Origin of the sequence: Salinisphaera sp. T31B1, assembly GCF_040361275.1 — a bacterium.
Lineage (GTDB): Bacteria > Pseudomonadota > Gammaproteobacteria > Nevskiales > Salinisphaeraceae > Salinisphaera.
Genome location: NZ_APNH01000003.1, coordinates 440737 through 458063, shown reverse-complemented (window position 1 = coordinate 458063; position 17327 = coordinate 440737). Strand labels below are relative to the sequence as shown.

General features: G+C 63.7%; 17 protein-coding genes. 9 read left to right on the top strand and 8 right to left on the bottom strand.

Going from position 1 to position 17327, the window contains the following annotated elements; translation table 11 throughout:
* Positions 1–80: 80 nt before the first annotated feature.
* The gene (locus T31B1_RS13610; RefSeq protein ID WP_353250055.1) at positions 81–815 is read right to left on the bottom strand and encodes a hypothetical protein; all 735 of its coding nucleotides are present in this window, start codon (positions 813–815) and stop codon (positions 81–83) included.
* Between the two features lie 618 nt (positions 816–1433).
* Between T31B1_RS13610 and T31B1_RS13605 the strand changes: the two genes are divergently transcribed.
* Positions 1434–2273: a DUF547 domain-containing protein gene (locus tag T31B1_RS13605; protein ID WP_353250054.1), complete on the top strand. Its 840-nt coding sequence runs from the start codon at positions 1434–1436 to the stop codon at positions 2271–2273.
* Positions 2274–2301: 28 nt separating this feature from the next.
* Here T31B1_RS13605 and T31B1_RS13600 read toward each other — a convergent pair whose 3' ends face one another.
* The 3 genes from T31B1_RS13600 to arsS all read right to left on the bottom strand — a co-directional run bounded on the left by T31B1_RS13600 (position 2302) and on the right by arsS (position 4751).
* Positions 2302–3054 carry an anti-sigma factor gene (locus T31B1_RS13600; protein ID WP_353250053.1) on the bottom strand — a complete coding sequence of 251 codons (753 nt, stop codon included), beginning with the start codon at positions 3052–3054 and terminating at the stop codon, positions 2302–2304.
* On the bottom strand, positions 3054–3617 hold the full coding sequence (locus T31B1_RS13595) for a sigma-70 family RNA polymerase sigma factor (RefSeq protein ID WP_353250052.1): 564 nt from the start codon (positions 3615–3617) through the stop codon (positions 3054–3056). The genes T31B1_RS13600 and T31B1_RS13595 overlap by 1 nt, the downstream gene beginning before the upstream one ends.
* A 177-nt stretch (positions 3618–3794) precedes the next feature.
* Complete coding sequence (gene arsS, locus T31B1_RS13590; RefSeq protein WP_353250051.1) at positions 3795–4751, bottom strand: arsenosugar biosynthesis radical SAM (seleno)protein ArsS; 957 nt, start codon at positions 4749–4751, stop codon at positions 3795–3797.
* Between the two features lie 109 nt (positions 4752–4860).
* Between arsS and hemB the strand changes: the two genes are divergently transcribed.
* From hemB to T31B1_RS13565, 5 genes are all read left to right on the top strand, one after another.
* Positions 4861–5862: a porphobilinogen synthase gene (hemB, locus tag T31B1_RS13585; protein WP_353250050.1), complete on the top strand. Its 1002-nt coding sequence runs from the start codon at positions 4861–4863 to the stop codon at positions 5860–5862.
* 43 nt (positions 5863–5905) lie between these two features.
* A complete protein-coding gene (locus T31B1_RS13580) occupies positions 5906–6640 on the top strand; it encodes a BUD32 family EKC/KEOPS complex subunit (RefSeq protein ID WP_353250049.1) in 735 nt (244 codons plus the stop codon).
* Positions 6618–7364, top strand: a complete 747-nt coding sequence (locus T31B1_RS13575; RefSeq protein WP_353250048.1) for a class I SAM-dependent methyltransferase — start codon at positions 6618–6620, stop codon at positions 7362–7364. The genes T31B1_RS13580 and T31B1_RS13575 overlap by 23 nt, the downstream gene beginning before the upstream one ends.
* Positions 7365–7604: 240 nt before the next feature.
* Positions 7605–8618 carry a glycosyltransferase family 2 protein gene (locus T31B1_RS13570; RefSeq protein ID WP_353250047.1) on the top strand — a complete coding sequence of 338 codons (1014 nt, stop codon included), beginning with the start codon at positions 7605–7607 and terminating at the stop codon, positions 8616–8618.
* Position 8619: 1 nt separating this feature from the next.
* Positions 8620–9378, top strand: a complete 759-nt coding sequence (locus T31B1_RS13565) for a class I SAM-dependent methyltransferase (RefSeq protein ID WP_353250046.1) — start codon at positions 8620–8622, stop codon at positions 9376–9378.
* Here the strand turns inward: T31B1_RS13565 and T31B1_RS13560 are convergent.
* On the bottom strand, positions 9375–10682 hold the full coding sequence (locus T31B1_RS13560) for an asparagine synthase-related protein (protein WP_353250045.1): 1308 nt from the start codon (positions 10680–10682) through the stop codon (positions 9375–9377). The two genes, T31B1_RS13565 and T31B1_RS13560, sit on opposite strands and share 4 nt — an antisense overlap.
* 124 nt (positions 10683–10806) lie before the next feature.
* On the opposite strand from T31B1_RS13560, the gene T31B1_RS13555 reads away from it, so the two are divergent.
* Together T31B1_RS13555 and T31B1_RS13550 are read left to right on the top strand one after the other, a co-directional pair.
* Positions 10807–11535: a glycosyltransferase family protein gene (locus T31B1_RS13555; RefSeq protein ID WP_353250044.1), complete on the top strand. Its 729-nt coding sequence runs from the start codon at positions 10807–10809 to the stop codon at positions 11533–11535.
* Positions 11536–11608: 73 nt separating this feature from the next.
* Complete coding sequence (locus T31B1_RS13550; protein ID WP_353250043.1) at positions 11609–12442, top strand: hypothetical protein; 834 nt, start codon at positions 11609–11611, stop codon at positions 12440–12442.
* On the opposite strand, the gene T31B1_RS13545 is transcribed toward T31B1_RS13550, so the two are convergent.
* From T31B1_RS13545 to T31B1_RS13535, 3 genes are read right to left on the bottom strand one after another with little or no spacing between them, the layout of a single operon-like run.
* Positions 12435–13583: a glycosyltransferase family 4 protein gene (locus T31B1_RS13545; RefSeq protein ID WP_353250042.1), complete on the bottom strand. Its 1149-nt coding sequence runs from the start codon at positions 13581–13583 to the stop codon at positions 12435–12437. The two genes, T31B1_RS13550 and T31B1_RS13545, sit on opposite strands and share 8 nt — an antisense overlap.
* Positions 13576–14835, bottom strand: coding sequence for a glycosyltransferase (locus T31B1_RS13540; protein WP_353250041.1), 1260 nt, complete (start codon positions 14833–14835; stop codon positions 13576–13578). The genes T31B1_RS13545 and T31B1_RS13540 overlap by 8 nt, the downstream gene beginning before the upstream one ends.
* Positions 14832–16070: a glycosyltransferase family 4 protein gene (locus tag T31B1_RS13535; protein ID WP_353250040.1), complete on the bottom strand. Its 1239-nt coding sequence runs from the start codon at positions 16068–16070 to the stop codon at positions 14832–14834. Before T31B1_RS13535 ends, T31B1_RS13540 begins: the two co-directional genes overlap by 4 nt.
* Before the next feature lie 160 nt (positions 16071–16230).
* Here T31B1_RS13535 and T31B1_RS13530 point away from each other — a divergent pair, with 160 nt between their 5' ends.
* Complete coding sequence (locus tag T31B1_RS13530) at positions 16231–17244, top strand: hypothetical protein (protein WP_353250039.1); 1014 nt, start codon at positions 16231–16233, stop codon at positions 17242–17244.
* Positions 17245–17327: the final 83 nt, after the last annotated feature.

Sequence of the window (17327 nt, the reverse complement as noted above, 5' to 3'; positions counted from 1 at the left end):
CGGCGCCTACGAACTGCACCAAAAAAACCGGCGTCATGCCGGTTTTTTTGTGAGCGCCCGCGCAGCAGGTGCGCCTTAATTCAGCCGAATTCGCGCGGCAGGCGGCTTACACCCAATTGCTCCTTGAGAAAACGCAGCAATGCCGCGCGCGGCTGGTTCCGGATTCCGCCGTTGGTGATATGCACGATACAGTCTGGCTGTTCGGCTTCCATCGCTTGAGTGATGAAACTCATGCCTTTGTCCGGCATGTGTGTCGGGCCGTCGCTATCCGCCACGCTGTATAGACAGGCCTGATCGGAGCCCCATCGGCCGGTCGCCACGGCTTTTTCCCAACGCCGAACGATGGGCATGCCACGACGAGTATCGAGGACCACGACTCCGCCATGAAACGCGCCTTCGCATGGCTTGACGTCGGGGTAACAGAGCATGGGCGAAACCTCCAGCCCGGGCTGCATCATCCGTACCCAGTCGACGAACGGCGAAGTGATCACCAGATCCGAATCCAGATAAACGAACAGAGGCTCCTCGACATGGCTCATCAGGACCTGCTTGCACGCCTTGGCGATGAGCCTGTGACGGGTGGGAGGCACGGTGATGACGCGCACGTTATCCAGTACGGAAAACAGCTCGGGCCGATCGGTGATCACATAGATCGGTCCGCGATAGGCACCTCGCTCTCGCAGCGAGGTGAGCATCGTCAGACACCAGTCCGCGTATTTCTCGCCCATCGCCACGGCGCCCACCGCCAGGTCCGGTAATGCCGGGTCCGGACGGGTCGAACCCAGCGCCTTGCCAAGCCGCGGGTCAGCGGCCATCGCACGCCGCCAGCGCCATGCACGGACCCTGTGCCGCAGCTGGCGCTTGAATGGACGAGGTGCCGGCAAACCCGGTCGCGAATAATCTGTCATCGGTCGTGCTGCCTTTGCCCGGATAGCCCGCGCAGGCGGCGCAAGCGTAGGCCGGAATGCTCAGTCAAGTAAGCCGCAGGCGGCCCGCCCGAGAGCGACACGCGGGGCAGCTGCTCGCCATGGTAACGCTGGGACACCGGACTCGCCAGCCTTGCCCGGTGGCCCGACAGCGCGCCACCAAGAACTCTAGTTGGCGTGCCGGTTCCAAGGATTTGCCATGGCGTCGGCGTCCAGCCGACAACGGTCACAACCGAGACCACCGCTTTACGCGGCAGGCATGCCAACCACCGAATGTTCGCAGACGGCCGCGCCAAAAACCGCGCGTCGCCACCCCGCCGGTCTTGCACCCGTTCGCATGGGCGATTCCAGCTGTGAGGGCTGCTCGGCCATGCCACGATGTCGCCGTACACGGGCCCAAGTTGCCGCACGACGAGTGTGCGACTACGGTGGCCCCAGATTCGCCGGGCCGGCCGGGCCGGCGATCGGTTCGGGCCGTCAACCGGCGGTCTCACATCAGGAGTCGCCATGCGTCGAATTGCGATTGTCTTTTTCGGAATGGTCATGATGAGCGCGGTGCAGGCCGCGCCCGAAGCCGACCTGTGGTCGCGCTGGCAGGCTCACGATGCGCAATCCACCGCCACCATCGACCATGGTGTCTTCGATGCCTTCCTGTCGCGTTATGTGGTCGAACACGAGCATGCGCCGAACGGCGTTCGCTACGATCAGGTCAGCGATCGTGACCGCGAACGGCTGGACGACTATCTCAAAGCCATGCAGGCGATCGATATCGATCGCTACAACCGTGACCAGCAACGTGCGTACTGGATCAACCTGTACAACGCCGCCACGCTGAAAGTGGTACTGGATGCCTACCCCGTGGATTCGATTCGCGATATCGGCGGCGGGCTATTCTCCTCGGGCCCCTGGAAGAAAAAGCGCCTGAGGGTAGAGGACGAAAAACTCAGCCTGAACGATATCGAACACCGGATTCTGCGTCCGATATGGAACGACGGCATGACCCACTACGGCGTCAACTGCGCCTCGGTCAGCTGCCCGAGCCTGCGGGCCGAGGCCTATACCGGAGCCAATATCAACGCCGCCCTTCGGGCCAACGCGCGCGACTATATCAACAGCGCTCAAGGCGTATCGATCGACAACGACAGGGTGACCGTATCGAGCCTGTACGAGTGGTACGCCGCGGACTTCGGTTCCGACGAACAGAGCGTTGTCAGCCATCTGCGGCAGTTCGCGGCACCGGCGCTGTCCGCCCGGCTGGACATGCTGGACCGCATCGATGCCTACGCCTACGACTGGGCACTCAACGACGAGAGCACGGTCGCCCGCGTGATCGAACAGGGCGACTGATACTACGGCCCGTCGAGCCGACGCCAGTTCAGCTGGTGCGTCGGGCGATCGGCGAGGTCCACATGAGCTTGCCAGCCGGCGCGTCGAGATCGGCCACGTTGGCGGCGTCCTCCATGGACACCATCAGCGTGGCTCGCTTTTTCATGTAGCGCACGGCGGCATCGGAGACCGGCATCTGATGGCGGCCCTGCGTATGCGGCCATTCGCCCAGACGCATGGGCTGACCGTCTGCGGGCACCAACCAAGCCTGAAGCACCTTGCCGTCCGGCACGTCGTAGCTGGCCAACGCGGTCACCGACATCTCGTGGCTCCCGTCGTGGGCGGTAACCAGCCAACTGGTGCCGGTAGGTGCGTCGTAGACCATGCTGGCATAAGCCGGTGCCGCGTCGGCGTCGTCGCCCGGCGCACGCGTCGAGCCGATAAAGAGCATCCCAGCCATGACCAGCGCCGCCACCGAGGCCGCCACCGCCAGATTACGCCAGCCGTTGCCGCCACGCGAACTGCGCTCAGGCGGTGCCGTACTGGGCGTAACCACGGGCTCATTCACCGCGCTCGCATGGATGCGCTGTCGAATCCCCTGCCACACCTGAGCCGGTGGCTCGACCGGGCTGAGAGCCAGCCCGATGGCCCCCAGACGCTGCTCCCAGTAAGCGAGCTCAGCGCGTGCCGACTCGCTATCGGCCAATTCCTGCTCGAATCGCGCACGCTCGTCGCTTGTAAGTGTGCCCAGCACATACTCGGCGGCGCGTATCGTCAGCGGCGGCTGTTCGAGATCGGCCATCACGCGTGCTCCGCCAGACATTCGCGCAGCCGCATCAAACCGCGCCGAATCCAGCTCTTTACGGTGCCCAGCGGTGCATCCATCCGCTCGGCGAGTTCCTGGTGCGTGAGCCCTTCATAGTAGGCCAGCAGCACACTGTCGCGTTGTTGCGGTTGCAGGGTTTTCAAGCAGACTCGTATCGCATCCAGCGACTGTTGATTCTCGTTCTCTGCCAGAGGCGACAACGATTGTTCGTCTTCCAGGAGTGTTGCCACCAGATCAGGATCCTCCGGCATTGCCACTTCCGGGCGTTTGCGGCGGAGCATATCCAGGGCGCGGTAGCGTGCGATCGACAGCAGCCAGGTCAAGGGCGCCCCCCGATCCGGCGCATAGGTATCGGCTTTCTGCCAAACCCGCACGTAGGCGTCCTGAAGCGCGTCCTGCGCACGCTCCGGATTACGCAGAATACGCAGCAAGACGGCATAGAGTTGCGACGACGTAGCGGCATACAGGCTTTGAAAGGCCTGCTGGTCGCCCCGAGCGGTCGCGGCGAGCCATGCGGCGAGTTGTTCACGTTCGGCCATGGCTCAGCCGACCCGCGAAAGATAGGTGGCCGGCGACCGCGTCGCTAGACCGCAGGTCGGCCCGCGCGGACATTCGCATCGGAGAGGGTTGCTCATGCGAGGGGTAAGGCTCTTGATTATGGCCGCTAGTGTGGCCGCAAACGGCCAACGACTCAATGCGCCGTCCGCATGAAGAACTCAGTTGAGGGCGCCGCCGCAGCTGCTGCCCTGACCGGCGGTACAGCCGAAGCAGTGGTCGCCCACGGCAATGCCGCGACCGGATAGATCCGTATCGATGAGCTCGCTCAGATGAGTCGGCCCTTGGCCGCCGACCGGCAGATCCAGCATCTGGTTGAAGTCGCAGTCGTACACATAACCCTGCCAATCCACGCTCACCAGGCCTCGGCACATCACCTCGGCCAGATTTTCCCGTCGATGGGCGGAACGCAGCAACGCCATGTATTCGCCCAAACGCTGTTCGCGCATGAGCCAGTGCGCATAGCGCTTGATCGGCATGTTCGCGATCGTGAACAGCTGGTTGAAGACCAGCCCGAATCGGTCGTAGAGAAAATGGCGATAATCGGCTTCGAGTGCGGCCTGCGGCGGCGGCAGCGCCGGCCCGATCGGGTTGTAGACCAGGTTCAGGGCAAGTCCGCTATCGGATTGGCCGTAGCCGAGCGCGTTGAGCTTGCGCAGGCCGGCGATACTCGCATCGAACACACCGCGGCCGCGCTGGGCGTCGACATTGTCGGCGGTATAGCACGGCAGCGATGCGATGACCTCCACCCCCTGCTCGGCAAGAAACCCCGGCACCCAGTCGTAGCCGGGCTCTTCGATGATGGTCGGATTACAGCGATCCATCAGATGCACGCCCAGCGCGCGCGCCTCACGCATGAACGGACGAAACAGCGGGTTCATCTCGGGCGAGCCGCCGGTCACATCCAGATTGCGAATGCCCTGTGCCCGGATGAACGAAAGCGCGGTGTCCATCGTCGTCCAGTCCATCAGCTCGGTGCGTTTGGGCCCGGCTTCGACATGGCAATGGCTGCAGGCGATATTGCACAAATAGCCCAGATTCATTTGCAGCGTATGCAGCCTATCGCGGCGGATGGATGGAAAATCGGTGGGCGTCGACGACGTCACGGCGGGCAACATGTACTTTGATCCATTGCGTCCAATCGATCATTCGAGTCTATCAGGTGTTGAATTACTGCCGGACGCGACCTATTTTCGCGAGCATCGCACCGCCGTCGAGCCTGTTTTCATGCCCCACACCTTCCCCGGTCATTATCCCGCCACGCGGCTGCGTCGCGGCCGCGCCCATGCGTTTTCCCGCCGTCTGGCTCAGGAAACCCGCCTGAGCGTGGACGATCTGATCTACCCGCTGTTCGTCACCGAGGGCGATCCCGTGGATGTCGCCGCCATGCCAGGCGTGCGCCGCCACAGTCTCGACGACTTGCTACGCGAGATCACCGACGTGGTCGATCTCGGTATCCCTGCGGTGGTGCTGTTTCCGGTCATCGATCCGGACAAGAAGACGCCGGATGCCGCCGAAGCCGCCAACTCCGATGGCCTCATTCCCAATGCGATCCGCGCGATCAAGCGCGAATTCCCTGAACTGGGCGTGATGACCGACGTCGCGCTCGACCCGTATACAAGCCACGGCCAGGACGGCGTCATCGACGATGCCGGCTATGTCCTCAACGATCCGACCATCGATATTCTGGTCGCCCAGACGCTGGCGCACGCCGAGGCCGGGGTCGATATCGTTTCGCCGTCCGACATGATGGACGGCCGCATCCAGGCCATGCGTACGGCGCTGGAGACGCGCGGGCATGTCAACACGCTGATCATGTCCTATGCGGCCAAGTTCGCCTCGAGCCTGTACAGCCCGTTCCGCGAAGCGGTCGGTTCGGCGGGCAATCTGGGCAAGGCCGACAAGCGCACCTACCAAGTCGACCCGGCTAACACCGACGAAGCCCTGCGCGAGGTCGCGCTCGATCTCAAGGAAGGCGCGGACATGGTGATGGTCAAGCCGGGGATGCCGTATCTGGATATCATCCACCGGGTGAAACAGACGTTCGGCGTGCCGACGTTCGCATACCACGTCTCGGGCGAATACGCGATGCTCAAGGCCGCGATCGACCACGGCTGGCTGGACGAACGCAAGGCCGTACTCGAGTGCCTGGGCAGCTTCAAACGCGCCGGTTGTGACGGCGTACTGACCTATTTCGCCAAGGACGCGGCGCGCTGGCTTCGAGACTGATCGCGCTCGATCGGCCAAGCGCGCGACGACGACGCAGGCGAACATGAACTCGCATATCCGGCGTCTGCCACAGACCGATGGCTGTGGCGGGTTGTGGCATCTGACGCTCGACAACGCCATCGATTTGCCCGACTTGATCCTGGCCAGCACGCTCCATCATGTCGGACCGCATTCACGGGTATATCGACATGCGGGACCGCCGGCGTTGCTGATCAAGCTGGCCGTTCCACGTAGCCGCCCCCGGGATTCGGTACGCAAATACTTTCTTGGCCAAGGCCGCCGCGAGTACGACAGTGCATGCAAACTTCGCGCAGCCGGCCTGCGCGCACCGCAGGTCTACGGTTGGGGCATATCGCTGTCGCCGGTGGCCCGCTTCGAATCACTGCTGGTCATGGAATGGATCCGGCCGTTCAATTCGGCGCTGACCTTCATCCGTCACGAAGCCGACCGCGACCGCCGCCTGGCGTTTCTGTACTGCTTCGCCGACGAGATCGCCCGTCTTCATGGCCACGGATTGATCCACAAGGACGGCCACTTCGGCAATTTCGGGCTGTACGATGACCGTTCGCTGATCTGGATCGATAACGATATCCGGGCGACAGACGGCCCGCCGACGCTGAAGGCCGGTTTCGTTAAGATGCTCGATCTGCTCGTTCGTACCGCGCGCGGCGCGATCGAGGCCGACGAATGGCGCGCGTTCTACGACCGGCTCGCCCAGGCGCTGGCCAAGTGGCCCAAGGCAAGGATACTCATCGATGAAATTCAACGACGCGGCTAAGGTCCTCGACGGTATTCCGCATATCTCCCGCCATTCCGCGCGGGTACTCTACGACTTCATACGCGCCGAAAAACCGGTCGACTGTCTGGAACTGGGCTTCGCCCACGGTGCCAGCAGTGGTTATGTCGCCGCTGCCCTGGCCGCGAACGGCCAAGGCCATCTCACCAGCGTGGACCTGGAGGCCAGCCGGGAGTTCCACACCACCATCGAGCAGACGCTGGCCAGCCTGAATCTGGCGTCGATGGTCACTGTCTGCCGTGAGCTGAACTCCTACAACTGGTTCCTCAAGAAGCAGATCGAGGCTCAAACCACCGACGACGTCTGCGCCCCCTGTTACGATTTCGTGTTCATCGACGGCAGCAAGAACTGGACGATCGACGGCCTGGCCTTCTTCCTGGCCGACAAGCTGCTGCGACCCGGCGGCTGGATCCTGTTCGATGACTACAGCTGGCGTTATGCCGATGCCATAGAACGCGGCAAGACACAGAGCGACGGCGTCAGCGCCCGCGATCTCTCGCCGGACCAGATCGACGAACCCAACGTCGCCGCCATTTTCCATCTACTGGTCGCCCAGCACCCCGACTACAGCCGGTTTCAAGTACAGGACGACAGCTGGGCCTGGGCGCGCAAGGCGCCGGGCACGCGAGAGGTCAAGAAGACCGGAAAATCGGTGCTTGGCAGCCGGCTATCGCGCTGGAAGGCCCGCGTGAGCGGCAACGCCTGAGATCAGCCGGCGCGCTGTCCGGTCGCCTGCGGTATGATTGAAAAGGTCTCAATGATTGCTGCATCTTGCAATGATCGTTCTCGTCGCGGCGCCGGATGTCGAGATTGGTACAGCCGGAACATCGGCCGGCGGTCGTGAATGCCCATGGACGATACACCGTGCCGTTCAGCGGATGGGTGGGTTCACGGCCTTAAGGTGCGTGCCCGTATCGCCGATGCATAGCCTGTTCAAAGCGGTCTCATGAGCCCAAGCCGACGACATCCCGATATCGCCCAGCCCGTCGACATCACGGTCGTGTTCGCGACCTGTAATCGTGCCGCCCAGCTGCGCGCGACCCTGGATGCCTACCGCCGAATCGACACCGCTGGTATCCATTGGGAGCTGCTGGTCGTCGACAACGACAGTCAGGACGAGTCGCAAGCGATTCTCGCCGCAACCTCGGATCTGCCACTGCGTTGGCAAGTGGTGACCGCACCGGGGCAGAACAATGCGCGTAATGCGGCGCTCAAACGCATTCGCGGCGCGTTGATCGTATTCACCGACGACGATGCCATACCCGAGCCGGACTGCCTGCAGGCGTATCTCCGGGCAGCCCGGCGCTGGCCGAACGAGGCAATTTTCGGTGCGCGTATCGACCCGCGGTTCCCCGCGGGGACGCCGCAATGGATGCAGCAGGCCAACTTCCGCTTTGCGTCGACCGCCTTCGCCCGTTACGCGCCACGCAACGATGAAGGCCCCGTATCACGCCATCCCTATGGACCGAGTTTCGCCGTGCGTCGTTCGGCACTTGGCGCCCATCAGTTTCCAACCCACCTGGGGCCCCGTTCAGGCAGTTATGCTATGGGTGGGGAGGGCCATCTGTTGCGCCGTCTTCGCCATGAAGGTTGGCGCTATATCCACGTGCCCAGCGCTCGTGTCGAGCACGTGATCCGGCCCGATCAGATCGCTCCGGCGTGGCTGTTCGCGCGGGCCAACAAGAAAGGACGCGGTCAGGTCTATCTGCCCAGCGACAAGCCCGCGAACCGGTATCACTGGCGCGGCGTGCCGCTACGGCTCTGGATGTCGACCATCCGGTGTGGGCTGCGCTTCTACCTGCTCGGGCCATTCGTGAACGACCGGCTGCGCACCCGCTACGGCATCAAGTACGAACTGCGTCGTGGCGAGATACAGGAACGCCTGCTCAGCCGTACGCACATCGAGCAAACCGACTACCGCCCGGCGCCCGGCCGCAACCGGGGCAACTACTCGAACTGACATGACAGATACCACCCGTTACGCTCATGATTTCTACGACGATCGCCATGCACAGACCGGCTACGCCGCCGAACGCATGCTGGCGCTGGTCGCCGAGGTGGTACCGCCGATTCGCTCTGCCGTGGATATCGGTTGTGGCGTGGGTACCTGGCTTTCGGTGCTGGCCAATCGGGGCGTCGAACGCCTGCAGGGCTTCGACGGACCGTGGGTGGCCGACGAACTGCTCGAAATCCGCCGCGACCAGTTCGCCCGACGGGATCTGAGTAAGGAAATCGCTCGGCCCGATCAACGCTACGATCTGGCGATATCGCTGGAAGTCGCCGAACATCTACCCGCAGACAGCGCCGACACATTCGTCCGCTCGTTGACCAACCAATCGGATTTCGTGCTCTTTTCGGCGGCCATTCCCCACCAGGGCGGCAAGCATCACGTCAACGAGCAGTGGATCGAGTATTGGGTCGATCGGTTCCAGTCGCACGATTATGTCGGCCTGGACGTACTTCGCATGCCGCTATGGTCGGATGAGCGCATACAGCGCTGGTATCGACAGAATGCGGTCCTTTTCGCAGCGCGTACCCGTGTGCCCGAACTCACGCTGCCACGTCCGTGTTCCGAGCTCGCGCCGGTATCGCTGGTCCACCCTCGCACGCTCGAATATCGCTTCGCACGCCAACAACGCGAAAAGGCCAAGAGCCAGAGCCTCAAGGGCTCATGGACACTGTTCCGGCGGGCCCTTCGCCAGAGTGTCGGCGGCCGCTAAGAAGCCGATTCCGAACCGTCGTCGAGATCATCGGGACGACGACGTCGCACCACCTCCAGATTGAGCAACACATTGAGCGCTTTTTCGTGATTGGCCACGCCGCGCCGCTGCGCCTCCAGCAGTTCACCGGCGTTGATCCAGGGAACCAGCCTCGAGGCGTCCAGCCCTGCCATACAGTCGCCGAACAGGCGGGACAGGTCCTCGCGTTCGGTCAGGCTGCGCTTGAAGTCGATGTACTGCCAGCGTCGATTGCCCGGCGGTACCGATAGCCATGGCAGAAACCGCTGGAACTTCGCTCGCCAGCGGCGTTGCCGCTTGAGCCGGCGTGTTCGAGACGCGAGCGCCGATTCGCTGGCGGTGAGAGGCAAACCGGCCGTGGCCGCGGTCGGCAGCTCGAACAGATCCGGGAAGCCGGTCAGAAACATCTTCTTGTACAGCCTTCGCCCGCGCCGCTGCTCGTCGGTCAGCGCCATCGTGAATGCGACCCATTCTTCGTCGAGCATCGGCGCGATGCTGTCGAAATCACCGCGCATCACGATCGGCCGCATCTCGCATTCCTGGCGAACCGCGTATTCGAGCTGATCGTCGTAGTTCAACAGCTCCGGGGGCACCCACGGCTGGCCTGGCAGCGATTGCGCCGGATCGGCCTGCGGGTGGGTGAGCGTGGCGGTACGTGAATGCCGATGTCGCTCGGCAAACAGCTCGCGCGCTCGGGCCCAGGTCTGGCTGGTTTCGGCCCCGGCATACTTGCCGGCCAGCACATCGCTGATATAACCGCTCAGATAAGTGTAGCCGGGACCGTAGCGGTCGGTTATCACCCGGTTGAAATACATGTCCATGACGAAGGACAGCCGCCCGGGTTCGTCGGCGATGGCCTCGATGCGTTCGGCGCCCACACTGACCTCGGCCAGATCGATCCGGTCGTTGGCCACTCCCGCTCGTCGTGCGATGTCCGGTGCAATTTCATAATCGAAGGCGCCGGCGATTCCGTAAGTCACCGTATGCAGTGACGGCGCCTGCTGATCGACCATGCCCGCCAACACGGCTCGGGAATCCAGGCCGGCGCTCAAGGGCAACAGAAACGGCCCCGAACGGCGCTCGAGTATGCGTCGGCATACCCGTTTCCAGGTCGCCAGGCCTTGTCGACAGATCGCATCTTCGCTGAGCGTAGCAAAGACGCGCCGCTGTTCGCGGGCGGCTTCGAGCGTGTCCACGGCAAACGGCAGTGCCGGGCGTCGACCGGCTGGGTTGATGCAGTAGCCATAGTGCAACAGCGCATTCAGGCCGGGCGACTGCGCGTCCATAGCTCTTCCTCGGACCAGGTTCAACGGAAAACGCGCTGAACGGCCTTCATCGTTTGCTCTAGAATTGTGGCAATTCTAGCAGCTATATCTCAGGCATTCGGTCGCGCGGCCATCGGAATCGCACATGTCAGAAGTCAGTCTCGTTGTCACCAGCTGTGGGCGCCTGGATCTGCTCGAACAGACGATGCGCAGTTTCCTGGCTTTCAATCGGTATCCGATCCGCAAGGCGATCCTGGTGGAGGACTCGGCCGATGCCGATACATATGCTCGGGTCAGGGTGGACTTCGCCGACATGTTCGACGAGGTGCTATGCAATGACCCCAAGAAAGGTCAGATCGCGAGTATCGACCATGCCTACGCGCACGTGGATACGCCCTATATCTTCCACTGTGAGGACGATTGGCTTTTTCTGCGCGGCGGCTTCATCGAAGAGTCGTTGTCCGTTCTTGAGCGGGACCCGAGCTTAATCACCGTCTGGCTACGCGAGCTGTGGGATACGAACAAGCATCGCATCGAGCGGGATATTCACTACACACCCAAAGGCGTGATGTATCGCAATGTCGCGGTCGAGGATGAACTCGACTGGCACGGGTTCACATTCAACCCCGGCCTACGCCGCCTGAGCGACTACCAGCGCATCCAGCCGTTCACCGCCGTCGGTCACGAGTACGAGATCAACAAGCGCTACTGGGAACTGGGCTATCACGCAGCGATCCTGGAACGCGGCGCGGTCGAACATCTGGGCCATCGGCGATCCGAGCGCAAGAAGGAGCTCGGCCAGGATCGCAGGCGCGCGAGCCAACGGCTCAAGGCGTGGTGGCGCCGTCAGCGGTCACGCGCCCGCCCGGACTGACGTAGCATAGGCAACCGTTGCCCGGCACGGCCGTTCGCCGTAGGCCCGCCCCATAGCCGATCAGAGAAAGACGATGCCCGATCCGGATGCCCAGGCCGACGTACCGGTCCTGTCTCGCAAGAAAGTCATGAAGCAGCGCAAGCGCTACTGGCGCTGGCGTCTGCCGACGAGCATCCTCCGTCCACTTCATCCCATCGAGCCGTGTCGCGACGATCCGGCGTTCGAAGACTTCGCCATTGCCATCATCGCTCTGCGCAGCCGTTTCCATCGCTGGAGCCGGGTACTCATCCAGAGCCTGCGCGACAGCGGCCAGTACCATGGGCCGATCTACGTGGTCACGGAAAAACCGTCGGCGTTCGCCGGCCTGGACAACGTCGCCACGATCAAGGTGGCGCCTACGCGGCACCAGATGGTCGCCAAGACCTGCAAGACCTTTCTGTGCGACTGGGTGCCGCGGACGCGCATCCTCTATGTGGATGCCGATATCGTCGTCGGCGAACCGATCAAACCCTGGTTCGACCGTAGCATGGCCCGCCACGCCGATACGCCCACGCTCTTCTATCACGACCCGGGCGAGCGCAAGCTGCCCTTCCACGGTGGGCTGATCCTGATGGATCGCCAGCGCTCGCGCGCGTTGTTCCACGATTGGCGCCGTCAGCTGGCCAGCGGACGTTTCCGTCAGGATCAGGAAGCCCTGTTGACGATCGCCGACGCCTACGACGTTGGCTATTTTCCGGAGGGCGGCATCCTGTTCCCGACCGAGCAGGCGATCGAACAGGCGCAACGTGCGTGTTTCGTACACATCACGCGCCATCGTTATCGTATGCTCGGCCACGAGCGGCTCCGCCACTATCTTGAAGACGTGCTGGAGATCGGCGATGCCGGAGGGCGTCTGGACTTCAGCTGACCGGCGCCGCCGGCAGGCCGGCCTGTCGGTAGATGGTCCGGGTCGAGGCGAAATTTGCCGCCTCCGTGTTGCCGGCGACTGCGCGCAGCCCTGCCTCGGCCGAGGCGGCACGCCGTGCGGGGTCCGAGATCAGTTGCCGTAGGCCGGCGCTCAGATTTTCCACGGTCGGTGCGGGCGCGAGCTGGCTCTGCCAGTCGGCCGAGAGCAGTTCTGCAGCACCCACCCGGCGGGTGGTCAGCACCGGGACACCGCAGGCCATGGCTTCCTGCACGCTCTGACCGAACTCCTCGACACGCGCCGGGTGAACACAAATATCCAGAGCATGAAAATAACGCTCGGGCGCACGCGTATGGGCCACGAAATGCATGCGTTCGGCAATGCCCAGCGATCGGGCGCGCTCGACGAACGCGCTGGCACCCGCCTGCTTGCCGAGCACCAGGAGCCGGGTCCGATTCCGAAGGCCCGCCTCCAGCCCTGCGTATGCGTTCAATAGCAAATCCAGCCCGCGCTTGACGTAATCGCCCGAAGTCACCAGACCGATCAGCAGGTTCTCCCCCACGCCGAGTTCGGCCCGGACCGGCTCCCGATAGCGCTCACGGTCGGCCCGATTGAACTGCTCGGGCCGATAACCGGGGTAGACCACCGGCAAACGATCCTTTTCGATGGCGTACCGGCGTGACAGATCCGCCTGCATGAGTTGTGAGTTGCAGATACAGCGATGAAAGCGTCCAGCACCGAGGATGCGATCGTGTATCTCGACCAGGCTGCCGCGCGAAACCAGGGGCGTATTGTTGACGATCTCATGGGCCAGGTGCAGGCAGTTGTGCATCGACAACACCTGCTGTCGTGTGTGATGGCCGTGGCCGGCGACGAAATCGTAGCCGTTGCGTGCGACCACGCGATCGGCCCGCGCGGCGAACCAGCGCCACTTGTAACGCCCCAGCAGCAAAACCCTCGGGATTCGCACCGCTCGCCCCATATCCGCAGTGACACCACCTTTGCCCACCTTCTCGCCGATCAGATCGACCTCGTATCCCAGCGCCCGAAAATGGCGCGCATGATCGGCAATGGTGTTGTTGGTACCGCCTATATCACCGATGCCACGGAACACGATGGCAATACGTCGTGTGGCCTCACTCATGTCCGGCTCCTCCAGGAATGCCTTCGGTCACCGGAAGCCGGCCGGTCGCGGCAAATCCCGACACCGCGGCCAGGGCGCGCCGTACGTGCATATCGAAATCGAAACGCGCGTCCACGGCGCGAATGGCCGCTGCGCTCATACCCCGGTAACCCGGCCGGTCGTCCAGGATGCGCATGATCGCCTCGGCCAGCCCGTGCGGGTCCACCAGCCGCGGTGGGCCGATCGTGTCGGTGGCCGGGTCGTAGACGAACGGCGGCAGATCTTCGGTGCCGCCCCCCAGGCCGGCATAATCGGCCAGCGGCAATGACGGTCGGACACAGAGGCCGGTCACGCCATCGGTGATCACCTCCACCAGCCCATCGACCGCAGCCACGACCGCCGGTATGCCGTACGCGTTGGCTTCGACCGCGATCTGGCCGAACGGCTCGCGTAGGGCCGGATGAACCAGCAGATCGATATCGCGATAGAACGCGGCCATGTCTTCGACCAGCCCGGCGAAAAGCACCCGTTCACCCAGACCCAGCCGGCCAGCAAGGGCTTCAAGCCTGGCGCGCTCGGGCCCGTCACCGGCGATATGCAGGCTGACATCGTAGCCACGGGCACGCAGCACGGTCAGGGCTTGAATCGCCAGTGCGACGCCCTTGATCGGCTGCAGGCGCGCGACCAGGCCGAGCCGCACAGGGCCCTGGTCCGGAAGTTCACGGGGCCTGGTCGAGGCCGGCTTCAACGACGGACGCAGCGCGTTCGGTATCACCTGCACCTGACCGGCGTAGGACCAGCGCAACTCGAGCATGCGCTTGGCCGCGAGGCTGTTGCAGAGTACCGCTTGGACTTCCGCGATGAAGCGCCGCTTGGCCGGCGATTCACCGGCAAACCAACTCGCCCCACGCTCCCAGTACACACAGCGCTCGGCCCCGGCAGCGGCCAGCGTATCAAGGCTGTCGCGCAGACGGTTCCATATGATCACAGCCTGCGGCTGCTGGGTGCTCACCACGTGGCGCTGCCGTGCCGCGCGCAGCGCGGCGGGCCATTTCGGCAATTTCACCGCTCCGGCGTATTTCTCGAACGTTACCGCCACGCCCGCCTCTGCCAGCTGCCGAGCAACCAGCGGGTGGACGGTCTTGCCGCAGGCGACCACGGCATGTCGGTAGTCCGCCAGACACGCGGCGGCATGTAGGAACTCAACGAACTGCAGCTCCACGCCGCCCGCGCCATCCAGGCTGACATAGTGCAGCAGCGATCGACCCGTCACGAGCCGCTTTCCAGCGTGCCGGTCTCGGCATACTCGGCGGCGGCTGCGAGCACCCGATCGACATGGTGATCGAAATCGAACCGGCTGGCGACACGGTCGATGGCAGCCTGGCTCATGCGCGCATAACCGTCTGCATCGTCGACCACTGTCGCCACCGCCTCGGCCAGATCCGCCGGCTCGCAGATGCGTGGCGCTTCCACCCGATCGGAGCCCGGCACGTACACAACGGGCGGCAGGCCGCCAGTCGAGCCGCCCAATTCACGATAGCGCGCCAAATCGCCGCTCGCCGGCACGCAGCGGCCGGTCTTGCCATCAGCGACGACTTCCGGCAGTCCGTCGACCGCGGTGCAGACCACCGGACAGCCGGCCGCGCCGGCCTCGGCAGCCACCACGCCGAATGGCTCTCGCAGGGCGGGATGCAGCAGCACGTCGATCTCGGCGAAAAACGCCGGCATATCCCGAACCACCCCCTTGAACTCGACGTGATCCGCCACGCCAAGCGCACTGGCCAGCGCACTCAGCGAGGCTCTAAGTGGCCCGTCACCGGCGATGGACAAGCGCACGTCGCGGCCGCGCTCACGCAGTATCGCGAGGGTATGCAGCGCCAGGCAGGTCGCCTTGATAGGCACCAGGCGACAGGCAACGCCCAGGCGCAGCGGCCGGTCGAAGCGACGTATTCGCGCAACGCCGGGACGGCCGGCCGAGCGCATACCGTTGAGACAGACGCGAACGGTGCCGGTATAGCCCCAGTGCAGTTCCAGCATGCGTCGGGCGGCATGCGAGTTGCAGATCACGGCCGGCAGGCGTTCGAGCACCGACGCCTTCTCGCGTGACTCGCCGGCCAGCCAGGCCGAACCGTGTTCCCAGTAGAGACACCGGCGCACGCCGACGGCATCCAGCACCCGCGCCTGCTGGCCAAGCCGATTCCACAGCAGGGCCACATCCGCGCGTGGGTGTCGGGCCACCCAGCGGTAGCGCCACCGGCGCAATGCGGCCGGCCGGTGCGGTATCGATAGCCGCAGAACCGCCTTCTCGTAGTGCCAGCCGGACATATCGGAAAGCAGCGACCGATGATGTGGATGAACGCTGCGGCTGGACACCACGACGTTCTGCGTCAGATCGTCGCGCCGGGCTGCGTGCGCCGCGAATGCACGGAACTGCTGTTCGACCCCGCCAAACCCCTTGAGGCTGACGTAGTGCGTCAACGCCAGCGTCTGATCGGAATCGGGGCTCATGCAACAACTCGCTATAAATTTTAGCTTAATATTATGTTAAGATCAGCGGATTGGACGAATCCGCATGCCTATCGTCGCTTGGATACTCGCGCGCTTACAAGCTCGGGCCGAGCTTCACTCTACGGGCTGTGAATCCGCCGCGCCTGCCCCGGAGCCGTGTGTGACATCTTCAACTTCCAGCGTCTCGAGGCATGGCTACTACGCCGGCGCCGCTGCCGTTGCGCTCGTGGCGATCAATCTCGGCCTGGACCAGGCGTGCCGCGCGGGCTGGGGGGCGGCACGGTGTCTACAACCCGGCTTCACCCTGTTCCCACCGTACGGCGACGGCGAGCTTCTGTTGTGCGAAGTGGTTTCGCTGGTGTTGTGCCTGTCCGGCATTCTGGTGTCATTGATGTCCTATCTGCACGGCCGACATACGCATGTGCGGGTATCGGTCGTGTTCCTCTTGCTGTTCGTCGTCGCTTTTCTAGGCGAGAACAACCTCATGCGGGACGACCTCAGACCCCAATTCTTGATGGTGCTGTTGGTCTGGCTCGGCATTGAACTGCTGCTCAGACGCGCATTCTGGGCGATCGGTCTGCTACTGGCTGGTTGCGCTGCCGGGTTTGCCGGCACGATCGGCGATGCCAGCGCGCAGGCAGCGCTCGAGAATCTGCTGCAGCGCGATATCGGCGCCACGGTCGTAGGCACGATCGCGACCACGTTCGGTCGCGCCGAAGAGTTCCTCGAGCTCTCCGGCTGGCTGCTGTTTTTCCTCGCCGCGCTGGCCGCCCTGGACCTTCGGTGGCCGTCAGTGCGGACGTCGAGCTTCGTCGCGATGGCTGTGGCAGCGATCATGGCGCTGGCGGTGGGCGACTCGTTCCTCCATATCCGCGATAACGAGCAGTTCGAGGCCGCTCGCAAGTTCGGCTTCTTTTGCGCTGTCGCCGGCGTTGCGATCGCCTCGGCCGCCGCTTTTCGTCATTACGCGCACGGCGAGCCGATCAACCGTGCGTATTGCGCCCTGTTCTGTCTGGCGCTTTACTGGATCGGGCTGTTCACGCCCGCGACCTACACCCATGAACACAGCAAGACGATCAGTTCCTGGACCTGGATCCTGCCCTTGCTGGCCACGCACTATTTCATGGTCACCGCACGAAATCGGCACATGTCGCCATCGCGGGCCAGCGCCTGAGCGAAGGGTTCCACATTCGCTAGCCGCTGTTTTTCGTTAGGCTAATGGGACGGTACCCGGGCCGCGCCGGCGCACCCAGCGCG